The 10,915-nt window shown below is 67.8% G+C and carries 11 protein-coding genes; 7 read left to right on the top strand and 4 right to left on the bottom strand.

Features of this window, described 5'->3' with window-relative positions; all coding sequences use genetic code 11:
- The coding region (gene fadD11 / locus JOZ00_RS15945) for a fatty acid--CoA ligase FadD11 (RefSeq protein ID WP_293345187.1) at positions 1–1,522 on the top strand (1,522 nt) is incomplete at its 5' end.
- Positions 1,519–3,402, top strand: a complete 1,884-nt coding sequence (locus tag JOZ00_RS15940; RefSeq protein ID WP_293345185.1) for a lysophospholipid acyltransferase — start codon at positions 1,519–1,521, stop codon at positions 3,400–3,402. The genes fadD11 and JOZ00_RS15940, both read left to right, overlap by 4 nt.
- Before the next feature lie 11 nt (positions 3,403–3,413).
- Here the strand turns inward: JOZ00_RS15940 and JOZ00_RS15935 are convergent, their stop codons facing one another.
- Positions 3,414–4,265: a LysR family transcriptional regulator gene (locus JOZ00_RS15935; RefSeq protein WP_293345183.1), complete on the bottom strand. Its 852-nt coding sequence runs from the start codon at positions 4,263–4,265 to the stop codon at positions 3,414–3,416.
- Positions 4,266–4,434: 169 nt separating this feature from the next.
- On the opposite strand from JOZ00_RS15935, the gene JOZ00_RS15930 reads away from it, so the two are divergent.
- Positions 4,435–5,373: a DMT family transporter gene (locus JOZ00_RS15930; RefSeq protein WP_293345189.1), complete on the top strand. Its 939-nt coding sequence runs from the start codon at positions 4,435–4,437 to the stop codon at positions 5,371–5,373.
- A 91-nt stretch (positions 5,374–5,464) separates the two neighbouring features.
- Positions 5,465–6,247 carry a DUF6065 family protein gene (locus JOZ00_RS15925; RefSeq protein WP_293345181.1) on the top strand — a complete coding sequence of 261 codons (783 nt, stop codon included), beginning with the start codon at positions 5,465–5,467 and terminating at the stop codon, positions 6,245–6,247.
- On the opposite strand, the gene JOZ00_RS15920 is transcribed toward JOZ00_RS15925, so the two are convergent.
- Entirely contained in the window at positions 6,216–7,694 is a 1,479-nt protein-coding gene (locus JOZ00_RS15920; protein WP_293345179.1) for an FAD-dependent oxidoreductase, read from the bottom strand. The two genes, JOZ00_RS15925 and JOZ00_RS15920, sit on opposite strands and share 32 nt — an antisense overlap.
- On the bottom strand, positions 7,691–8,098 hold the full coding sequence (locus JOZ00_RS15915; RefSeq protein WP_293345177.1) for a hypothetical protein: 408 nt from the start codon (positions 8,096–8,098) through the stop codon (positions 7,691–7,693). The genes JOZ00_RS15920 and JOZ00_RS15915 overlap by 4 nt, the downstream gene beginning before the upstream one ends.
- Before the next feature lie 130 nt (positions 8,099–8,228).
- Between JOZ00_RS15915 and JOZ00_RS15910 the strand changes: the two genes are divergently transcribed.
- Both JOZ00_RS15910 and ilvA read left to right on the top strand, forming a co-directional pair.
- Complete coding sequence (locus tag JOZ00_RS15910; RefSeq protein WP_293345175.1) at positions 8,229–8,666, top strand: nitroreductase family deazaflavin-dependent oxidoreductase; 438 nt, start codon at positions 8,229–8,231, stop codon at positions 8,664–8,666.
- Between the two features lie 34 nt (positions 8,667–8,700).
- Positions 8,701–9,993 carry a threonine ammonia-lyase gene (gene ilvA, locus JOZ00_RS15905; protein ID WP_293345173.1) on the top strand — a complete coding sequence of 431 codons (1,293 nt, stop codon included), beginning with the start codon at positions 8,701–8,703 and terminating at the stop codon, positions 9,991–9,993.
- A 2-nt stretch (positions 9,994–9,995) separates the two neighbouring features.
- Here ilvA and JOZ00_RS15900 read toward each other — a convergent pair whose 3' ends face one another.
- Positions 9,996–10,658, bottom strand: a complete 663-nt coding sequence (locus tag JOZ00_RS15900; RefSeq protein WP_293345171.1) for a pyridoxamine 5'-phosphate oxidase family protein — start codon at positions 10,656–10,658, stop codon at positions 9,996–9,998.
- Positions 10,659–10,696: 38 nt separating this feature from the next.
- On the opposite strand from JOZ00_RS15900, the gene JOZ00_RS15895 reads away from it, so the two are divergent.
- The coding region (locus JOZ00_RS15895) for a GntR family transcriptional regulator (protein ID WP_293345169.1) at positions 10,697–10,915 on the top strand (219 nt) is incomplete at its 3' end.

The raw sequence follows: 10,915 nt of genomic DNA, 5'->3' as shown, positions 1-10,915 counted from the left end.
GTTCGACAACGCGGGCACCAAGGTCGTGATGTGCGAGGCGCAGTACGTCGACCGCATCCGCGCGAGCGGCGCGCCCATCGAGCATGTCGTATGCATCGACGGTTCACCGCCCGGCACCATCTCCGTCGAGCAGTTGTATGCCGCCGCACCTGCGGATTTCGACTTCGAGTCGACGTGGCGCGCGGTGCAATCCGATGACGTCGTCACCCTCGTCTACACGTCTGGGACCACTGGAAACCCTAAGGGCGTGGAGATGACTCACGCCAACCTGCTGTTCGATTCGTATGCCGTGCACGCGGTCCTGCCGTCGCGGTTCGGGGACCGGGTCACGTCCTACCTGCCGTCGGCGCACATCGCCGACCGAGCGATGGGGCTCTACGGCATGGAGGTCTTCGGCGCCCAGGTCACCGCCGTCTCCGACCCCCGCGCCATCGCCGCCGCGCTCCCCGACGTACGGCCCACGGTGTGGGCCGCGGTGCCGCGGGTGTGGGAAAAGCTCAAGGCCGGAATCGAATTCACCGTCAGCAACGAGACGGACGAGCTCAAACGGGAGGCCCTGCAGTGGGCGATGTCGGTGGCCGCCAAGCGAGCCGCCGCCCTGCTGGCCGGTACCGCGATGCCGGACGACCTGGCCGCCGAGTGGGCCAAGGCCGACGAGTTGGTGCTCTCGAAGCTGCGCGAGCGGCTCGGGTTCGCCGAACTCCGCTGGGCGGTGTCGGGTGCGGCTCCGATTCCCAAGGAGACGGTGGCGTTTTTCGCCGGCATCGGCATTCCGATCGCCGAGGTCTGGGGGATGTCGGAGCTGAGCTGCGTCGCCACCGTGAGCCATCCGCGCGAGGCGCGCATGGGCAGCGTCGGCAAACTGCTTCCCGGGCTGGAGGGCAAGATCGCCGACGACGGTGAATATCTGGTGCGCGGTCCGCTGGTGATGAAGGGTTACCGAAAGGAACCGGTGAAGACCGCGGAGGCGATCGACGCCGACGGCTGGCTGCACACCGGCGACGTCTTGACCGCCGACGCCGAGGGGTACCTGCGCGTGGTGGACCGCAAGAAGGAGCTGATCATCAATGCGGCGGGAAAGAACATGTCGCCGGCCAACATTGAGAACACCATCCTGGCCGCGTGTCCGATGATCGGGGTGATGATCACGATCGGCGACGGCCGTCCCTACAACACCGCGCTGATGGTCTTCGACGCCGACTCGGTGGGGCCGTATGCGGCCCAGCGTGGATTGTCCGACGCCTCGCCCGCCGCCCTGGCGGCCGATCCGGAGGTCATCGCGGCGGTCGCCGCCGGCGTGGCTGAGGGCAACGCCAAACTCTCGCGAGTGGAGCAGATCAAGCGATTCCGGATTCTGCCGACGCTGTGGGAGCCGGGCGGTGACGAGATCACCCAGACGATGAAGCTCAAGCGCCGCCCGATCATGACGAAGTACGCGCCCGAGATCGAGGAGCTCTACGCGGCCGATCGACATCCGGACGTGCACGAGGCTTCCGAAGCCGCGACGGTGCAGCCGGCATGAGCGGGGGACCGGCGGCCAGCGCGCGTGAGCTCGGGCGCGCGAGTGTGCGAAAGTTGCTGCAGCGCACGGGAATAATCGAGGAATCGGCAACGCGGTTGTCGACCGACCCGGCCGAGGTGGTCCAGTTGCTCGCCGCGCCGTGGTACGACGAGCGACTGGTCAAGCTGGCCGACGAGCTCGGCCGCGACCCGGACAGCGTGCGCGCCGAGGCCGCGGGCTACCTGCGCGAGATGGCGCCCTCGCTCGACGAGTCGGCCGTTCAGGCCTGGCGCGGGTTCAGTCGCTGGCTCATGCGGGCCTACGACGTTCTGGTCGACGAGGACCAGATCGCGCAGCTGCGCAAGCTGGACCGCAAAGCGACACTGGCGTTTGCCTTTTCGCACCGCTCGTACCTCGACGGCCTGCTGTTGCCGGAAATGATTCAGGCCAACCGGCTTTCGCCCGCGCTCACCTTCGGCGGCGCGAACCTGAACTTCTTCCCGATGGGCACCTGGGCTAAACGCACCGGAACGATCTTCATTCGCCGCCAGACCAAGGACATCCCCGTGTACCGGTTCGCGCTGCGCGCCTACGCCGCGCAGCTGGTGCAGAACCACGCCAACCTGACCTGGTCCATCGAGGGGGGCCGGACCAGGACCGGCAAACTGCGGCCGCCGGTGTTCGGGATCCTGCGCTACATCAGCGACGCCGTCGACGAAATCGACGGTCCCGAAGTCTATTTGGTGCCCACCTCGATCGTGTACGACCAGCTGCACGAGGTGGAGGCGATGACCACCGAAGCCTACGGCGCGACGAAGCGGCCCGAGGACCTTCGCTTCCTGATCCGGCTGGCGCGCCAGCAGGGCCAGCGGCTGGGCCGCGCGTACCTGGACTTCGGCGAACCCCTGCCGCTGCGCAAGCGTCTCGAGGAGCTGCGCGCCGAGGAGTCGGGCACCGGCACCGAAATCGAGCGCATCGCCTTGGACGTCGAGCACCGGATCAACCGCGCGACGTCGGTCACGCCCACCGCCGTGGTGAGCCTCGCGCTGCTCGGAGCCGACCGCTCGTTGTCCATCAGTGAGGTGCTGTCCACCGTGCGGCCGCTGGCGAGCTACATCGCGGCCCGCAACTGGATGGTGGCCGGCGCGGCGGACCTGACGAACCGCTCCACCATCCGGTGGACCCTGCATCAATTGGTGGCCTCGGGCGTGGTCAGCGTCTACGACGCGGGCACCGAGGCGGTCTGGGGCATCGGCACCGACCAGCACCTGGTGGCGGCGTTCTACCGCAACACCGCGATTCACATCCTGGTGGATCGCGCCATCGCCGAGACGGCGTTGCTGGCCGCGGCGGAGAAGTCCGAAGACGGATCGGTGCAGCCGACGACCGTGCGCGACGAGGCACTGCGTCTTCGCGAGCTGCTCAAATTCGAGTTCTTGTTCTCTGCGCGTGCGCAGTTCGAGAAGGACCTTGCCGACGAGGTGCGCCTGATCGGGCCGGTGGAGGACACCACTAAGGCCGCGAGCGCCGAGGTCGTGCGGGGACTACTGGAACACGCCGATCTGTTGCTGGCGCACCTTGTGTTGCGGCCGTTCCTGGATGCCTATCACATCGTGGCCGACCGGCTGGCCGCCCTCGAGGACGAATCCTTCGACGAGGACGAATTTCTCACCGAATGCCTCGAGGTCGGTAAGCAGTGGGAGCTGCAGCGCAGGATCGCCAGTGCCGAGTCGCGGTCGATGGAACTGTTCAAGACCGCGTTGCGGCTGGCCCGGCACCGGGAGTTGGTGGACGGATATGAGAGCCCCGACATCGCCCTGCGGCGTCGGGAATTCGCTTTCGAGATCGCCACCGCCATCCGCCGCGTCAACGACATCGCCGAACTCGCCAGGCTGCGGTAGGGCGCCAACCCTCAGTTCTCGGCGGCCAGCAGGTTATGCACCGCGGCGTCAACGGTTTTCAGCACATCGGGGTCGATGCCGGAGCGGCCGCGGACCAGTATCGACGCGTAATTGGTGGATGGCAGACCTTCGGCCGGGCACACGCCGTCGGGAAGCCTGCCGATCATCGGCAGCAGCGCCACTCCCAGACCCGAGCGGACGGCAGCGTAGAGGCCGGACAGATCGCTGCACTCGGCGGCGATCTCGTAGGCGATGCGGCGATCTTCGAGGATCGAGAAGGCCGGCTCGCGCAACACGCACGGCTCCGAGAAAATCACCAGTGGCAGCGGATCCCGGTTCGACGCGGTGGCGTTGCGCGCTGAGATCCATTGCAGCCGAACCAGTCCCGATGCGTTGGCGCGGTCCAGCCCGGCACCGTCCAGCATCACCGCCAAGTCCACCAACCCACGGTCGAGCGAGTCGGCCAGTGTCACGTTGCGGTCGAGCCGAAAGCGCAGTCGCAGGTCGGGCAGCCGTTCGCGCAGCGCGCTGGTCAGTGCGGGCAGCATGACGTCGGCGCCGTGTTCGGTGGCGCCGATCGTCAGCAGCGTCTGCTCGGTCGCGCCCAGGTCGGTGAGCGCGGTGTCATGGGCCGCCAGAATCGTGCGCGCGTGCCGCAGCATCTTCTGGCCGACGTCGGTGAACACGATGCCGCGCCCGGAGCGTTCGACCACCGGCCGGCCGACCACGCTCTCGAGTTTTTTCAGATGCTGGCTGACCGCCGACTGGCTAAGGTGAAGCGCGGCGGCGGCCCGGTGAAATCCGCCACAGTCGGCGACCGCGACGAGGCTGCGCAGCGGCGCGATGTCGAGCACTTGAGCCATACCCGAACCATACTTTGATGAGCATTTGTGATCAATTAGTGCGCTCGTAGGCTTGTCCTGGCGCTTCAGCCACGCGAATCGATAAGTGCTGGCGATCGGTAGTGATCGCCAATAATCGTTGGACGGCATTGATCGAGCAGACCACGATGGGGTAATGGACATGCCACGGATGCCACTGACGACCGCCTCGGCGGTGACGTTGTCCTACGCGGTCGGGTATCCCATCGGTGCCCTCGCCGTGGCCGCGATGACGCCCATGCACGCGCTGGTGCTCAGGTTCAGCCTGGCCGCGACGATCCTGGCCGGCTGGACCCTGCTGGCCAAGGCTCCCTGGCCGAAGGGGGCGCAACTCGGTCACGTGCTGGTGGCCGGTCTGCTGATCCAGGCGGTGCAGTTCTGCTGCCTGTACGAAGCGCTTCAGCTCGGCTCGCCGGCGGTGCTCTGCGCGGTGGCGATCGCGATGAACCCCGTCGCTACCGCGCTGCTGGGTGCCATGTTCCTGAGGGATTCGCTCGGTCCGCAGCGGGTGGCCGCGCTGGTCCTGGGCGTCGTCGCGGTCTTCGCCGCCTGCGCGAAGAGGCTGATGAGCACCCACGGCATCGATCCCGTGATCGTGCTCCTTATCGTTGCCCTGCTCGGCATCTCCGCCGGCGGCGTCTATCAACAGCGGTTCTGCACCGGGGTCGATTTCCGCGCGATGAGTGCCTTGCAGAACGGCGTCGCGCTGATTCCCGCAGCGGCGCTGGCGATCTTGACGCCCTTCACCGTGCACGACCCCGCCAAGGCCGCCATCGCGATCGGCGCCATGGTGCTGCTGAACGCCACGCTGGCCGTCAGCCTCTACGTGCGCGCGATCAACTCTCACGGCGCCGCCGCGGTGGCGATGCTGTTTGCGATCATTCCGGCGGTCGCCGCAATGCTGTCGTGGCTGATGCTCGGCCAGCGCCCGGATGTCGGCGTGGCGATCGGCCTGGTGCTCGGGGGCCTGGCGTGCTGGCTCAACACCAGGGCAGCTGGCCGCAAGCGCGCGGTGCGGGCCAGCGGGGAACCGCAGGTCGCGCCGGTGGACGGCGAACTGATGTGCGGCGTCGGGGAGGGCACGCGGTAACCTGTCCGTGAGTAACGGAAACGGACCGGGGGCACCAACGCATGACGTGCGCAATGTCGGTACGGGACAACGGGTTTAAGCGGATATCACCATGAGCGACGAATCCGATGGGCGGCATCGCCCGCTGATCGCGTACACCACGGCTGATAACGCGCCGCAAATCGGCCCCGCGCCGATCGGCCGGAAGTGGATGTCCGACATCAGAGAGGGTTGGCCCAATCGCTGCCTGCCGTTGCTGATCGCCAATCAGAGCGGCTGGGAGGTGCGCAATCCGTGCGGGTTCACCGCCACGTGGAGTGGCGGGCAGGACCGCACGGCGCTGGTGATCACCCCGGACCGCAACCAAGCGGATCAGTTCCTTCCCGCGAGCCATTTCGGTCACGGCATTCTCACCTGGCACCTGCCGATGCTGTTTCGTACCCCCGAGGGGTACAACCTGCTGGCCCGCGGGCCGGCGAACTACCCGAAGGACGCCGTGTATCCGCTCGAAGGCATCGTCGAAACCGACTGGACCAGTTCGAGTTTCAGCATGAGCTGGAAGATCACCCGCCAATACATGCCGGTGCGATTCGAGGTCGACGAGCCGATCTGCCTGCTCGTCCCGCAGCGGCGGGGCGAGCTCGAAGAGTTCGTCCCCGAGTTCCGGCCGCTCTCCTCGGATGACGAGCTGCAACGCAAGCATGAGTACTTCCGCCGCTCCCGCGACGAACTGGGATACGCGCAGGCGGTGGCGGACACCGAAGGCGAGCGGATCCCGTGGCAGGGCGACTACACGCGCGGCAAGCACGCCGACGGCGAGGACGGCGCGCCCGATCACCAGACGCGCCGCCGCTTGCGGTCGTTCATCCAGCAGCAACACGAGGCGCGGCAATAGCGCCCCTGACTATGTCGCCCGGCGATCCGGGCCATTGGGCGGCCCGGGTTCCGGCCCAGCCGATGTAGCCGTCGGGGCGCACCAGCACGGCCGGCCCGCCGTCGGCCCGCTCCGCCTGCACCATCCCGGGCGTCTCGACCGGCGCCGCGCCGTGTTCGCGCACGAAGACGAATTCGCCCGCGCGCTGCAGTTCGGTCAACCTTCCCTCGGTCAGCGGTATCTGGGTGGCGCGGGTGCCGACCAGTCCGCGACGGCCGTACCGCAGGGTGGTGCCCGCGAAGCTGCCCGCCACGAAGTCGCGCACCGCCGGGATGCGAAGCAGCCTGGGAGCCAACAGGTTACGCAACCACCTCGCGGGGCGCGGATGCAGCGTCACCGCGCGACTGATCAGCCCGGACTGCAGAAGCACCCGCTTGCCGATCGGGTGGCGTTCCTCGTGGTAGGTGTCCAACAGGCGGTCATCGGCGCCGTCGAGCACGGCATCGATCTTCCACGCCAAGTTGGCGGCGTCCTGAATACCGGTGTTCATGCCCTGGCCGCCCATAGGGGAGTGGACGTGTGCGGCGTCGCCGGCCAAAAACACGCGCCCGTGCCGGTACTGCTCGACTTGTCGTTCGTCGCAATGGAAGCGGGATTTCCAACCGATCCCTCGCACGCCGAAGTCGGTTCCCATTGCACGCGCGAGGATCTCGATGATCTCGTTGTCGTCGACCGGCTCGCTGTCGGGCACCTGGTGGTCGCGGTCCCATACCATCGCCCGGTACCAGGAACCGTCCGGCTCGTGGCGGTCGTAGGGCGCCAGGAACGCGAATTCCTCACCGGTGGTCGCCACCGTCAATCCGCCGTCGGGTGGTCCGTCGGCCAGCTTGACGTCGGCCAACACGATGGACGACAGCACGGTCCTGCCAGGAAAGTCGGCGCCCAGCAATGTCCGAACGGTGCTGTGGGCGCCGTCGGCCCCGATCACGTAGCGCGCCCGCCACGTCTGCCGATGTTGCGGATCGCCGTCGTCCTTGGGCCGGGCGATGACGGTTACGCCGTCAATGTCCTGGTCGAGAGCGACCACTTCGGTGCCGCGCCGGATGTCGGCGCCCTCGGCCACGGCATAGCGGCGCACCGCGGCGTCGACGTTGGTCTGCGGAGTGACCAACACGAACGGGTAGGCGGAGTCCAGGTGGGTCAGGTCGATGCGGGCCCCCGCGAAGAGTCGCACGCCGGGTGCGTGATGCCCACGCGCCAGGATGTCCCGGGCGACCCCTCGCGCGTCCAGGACTTCCAGCGTGCGCGCCATGGTGGCGAACGCGCGGCTCGAGGGATTTTCGCCGGCCCAGCGCTCCAGCACCGTGACCGAGCGGCCGGCGCGGGCCAGGTCGCCCGCGGCGATAAGGCCCGTGGGCCCGGCCCCCACCACCAGGACGTCGACGTCGTAACTGGCATGCGTCTTCATCGGAGCGCTCCTTCCGGTTCGGGGAGCCAGCGACGGATGTCGCCGGGGGTGGCCAGCGCCGCCTGGTTGAAGACGAACCGGCAGCCGGGCTGTGTCAGGTGCGCGATGTTGACGATCGCCTCGAACAGCAACGTGTTGGCTGCGACCAGGCGAATGCCGGCCCCGATCAAGACCGCGTCGTAGAGCTTGGCTTCCAGCCATCGGCGGGCTTTGTCGACGCCCGCCATGCCGAAGTCGATCAGGCAGTTATCGACCGCGAAGCCCTGGGCGCGCAAACCCGCGACGTTGTCGTTGTTGGCGGCCCGCAGCGTCTCCTTCGACAGGTTGCCGAATTGGGCGAAGTCCGGCGACGAGTAATCGATGACGTCGGGATCGAGCCCGATCTGAATGACGGTCAGGGCCATGGCTGAGCCTCCTCGACGATCCGATTCAACAACCGTTGACATAGACAGTATGCCCTGGTCCAGATCAAGTCAACAGTTGTTGAAAAGCTCTTTCGCGAGGTGGGCGGCAGGGGAGCCTAGAGTTGGGAACATGCCGCTTACCGGAGAGTACGAACCGTCCCCGTTGGATTGGTCTCGCGAACAAGCCGACAAGTACGCCGCATCTGGGGGAGCAGATGCCGCGGACATGAAGGGCAAGCCCATCATTTTGCTGACCACGCTGGGGGCCAAGTCCGGCAAACTGCGCAAGACGCCGCTCATGCGTGTCGAGCACGACGGCGAATACGCGGTCGTCGCCTCGCTCGGCGGCGCCCCGAAGCACCCGGTCTGGTACCACAACGTCAAGAAGAACCCCCGGGTCGAGCTGCAGGACGGCACGGTCACCCGGGATTACGACGCCCGAGAGGTGTTCGGCGACGAGAAGGCCATCTGGTGGGAGCGGGCCGTCGAGGCCTGGCCCGATTACGCCGAGTACCAGACCAAGACCGACCGTCAGATCCCGGTGTTCGTGCTGACGCCAGTCGGCTGAAAGCCGCGCTCGCCAGGCATGGGACCATGGAGCGGTGTCTGCGGAATTGAGCCAGGGTAGGTCACCGGTGCCTTTGCTGTCCGCGGCCGACATCGACAGCGCGGCGAAGCGGATCGCCCCGGTGGTAACGCCGACGCCGCTGCAGTTGAGCGATCGGCTGTCGGCGATCACCGGCGCGCAGGTCTACCTCAAGCGCGAAGACCTCCAGGTCGTCCGCTCCTACAAGCTGCGCGGCGCCTACAACCTGTTGGTGCAGCTGGCCGACGATGAGCTCACCGCGGGCGTGGTGTGCTCGTCCGCGGGCAACCACGCCCAGGGCTTCGCCTTCGCGTGCCGGACGCTGGGTGTGCACGGCCGCGTCTACGTGCCGGCCAAGACGCCCAAACAGAAGCGCGACCGAATCCGTTACCACGGCGGGGAATTCATCGAACTGATAGTCGGGGGAACGACCTACGATCTGGCCGCCGAGGCGGCGCTGGCCGACGTCGAACGCACCGGCGCGACGCTGGTGCCGCCGTACGACGATCTGCGCACCATCGCCGGTCAGGGCACCATCGCCGTCGAGCTGCTCGACCAACTCGATGGCGAGCCCGATCTGGTGGTGGTGCCGGTGGGCGGCGGTGGCTGCATCGCCGGCATCACGACCTACCTGGCCGAGCGCACGACGGACACGTCGGTGCTGGGCATCGAACCGGCCGGGGCCGCGGCGATGATGGCCGCGCTGGCGGCCGGCGAGCCGGTAACGCTCGAGCACGTCGACCAGTTCGTGGACGGCGCGGCGGTACGGCAGGCGGGGACGCTGACCTACGCCGCGTTGGCGGCCGCCGGCGACATGGTCTCGATCACCGGGGTCGACGAGGGTGCCGTGTGCACCGCGATGCTGGACCTCTACCAGAACGAGGGCATCATCGCCGAGCCCGCGGGTGCGCTGTCGGTTGCGGGACTGCTGGAATCCGACATCGAGCCCGGCTCGACGGTCGTCTGCCTCATTTCGGGCGGCAACAACGACGTGTCGCGCTACGGCGAGGTGCTGGAGCGCTCGCTGGTTCACCTCGGCCTCAAGCACTACTTCCTGGTGGACTTTCCGCAGGAACCCGGCGCGCTGCGCCGGTTCCTCGACGAGGTACTCGGGCCCACCGACGACATCACGCTGTTCGAATACCTCAAGCGCAACAACCGGGAGACCGGTGAGGCACTGGTCGGCATCGAGCTCGGGTCCTCGGCCGATCTCGACGGCTTACTGGCGCGGATGCGCGCCACGGATCTGCACGTCGAGCCGTTGGAGCCCGGTTCGCCGGCCTACCGCTACCTGCTCTTTCAGTCGTAGCCCTAGCGCGAGTAGTCCGTCACGTACGGCGGTGCCGGGACCGCCGGATCCAGGTCGCCGGCCGGCAGCGGCGCCCCGATCGTCAGGCTCACCGGCAACACTCCAGCCCAGTGCGGCAGCGGGACGTCCTGGGGATCGTCGGCCGGGGCGCCGCTGCGCACCTTGGCCGACACCTCGACGAGGTCGAGCGCGAGCACCCCGGTCGCGGCGAGCTCACGCGCGTTCGGCGCCCTGCAGTCGGCGGCACGCCCCGCCGCGATGTGGTCGAGCAGGCAGGACAGCGCCCGCGTCTTCTCCGCCGGGTCCTCGACCACGCGTGCGGCACCCATCACCACCACCGAGCGGAAGTTCACCGAATGGTGCATCGCCGCGCGAGCCAGCACCAGGCCGTCGACCAGGGTCACGGTGACGCAGACGGGCAGGCCGTCGGGCGCCGCCTTGGCGGCGAGCAGTGGGCCGCTGCCCGAGGAGCCGTGCAGGTAAAGCGTCTCGCCGAGCCGCGCATGCGTGGTCGGCAACACCACCGGTTTTCCGGCGCTGAGGTAGCCCAGATGGCAGATCAGGGCCTCGTCCAGGATGTCGTGCACAGTCTGGCGGTCGTAGCGAGCGCGCTCCCGGTAGCGAGTCGGCGTCGTGCGCGGGGTGGGTTTGTATGCGGTTTCCACGATTGCCCTTACTATTGTTCTAGTACATAATGTAAAGCGTGCCAGTACAAACCAGCATAGCCGGGACGGGCGCGGAATCCATAGCCGCCAGCATCGAAGACGCCATCTCGGGCGGCACCCTGGCGCCCGGTGACGCGTTGCCGCCGGTGCGCGACCTGGCCGCCCAGCTCGGCGTGAACGCCAACACGGCGGCCGCCGCCTACCGCCTGCTGCGCGATCGCGGGGCCGTCGAGACCGCCGGCCGGCGTGGCACCCGG

The organism is Mycobacterium sp. (assembly GCF_019243155.1).
Taxonomy (GTDB): domain Bacteria; phylum Actinomycetota; class Actinomycetes; order Mycobacteriales; family Mycobacteriaceae; genus Mycobacterium.
Note: the sequence above shows the minus strand (reverse complement) of the source record. Positions and strands in the feature narration are given on the sequence as shown.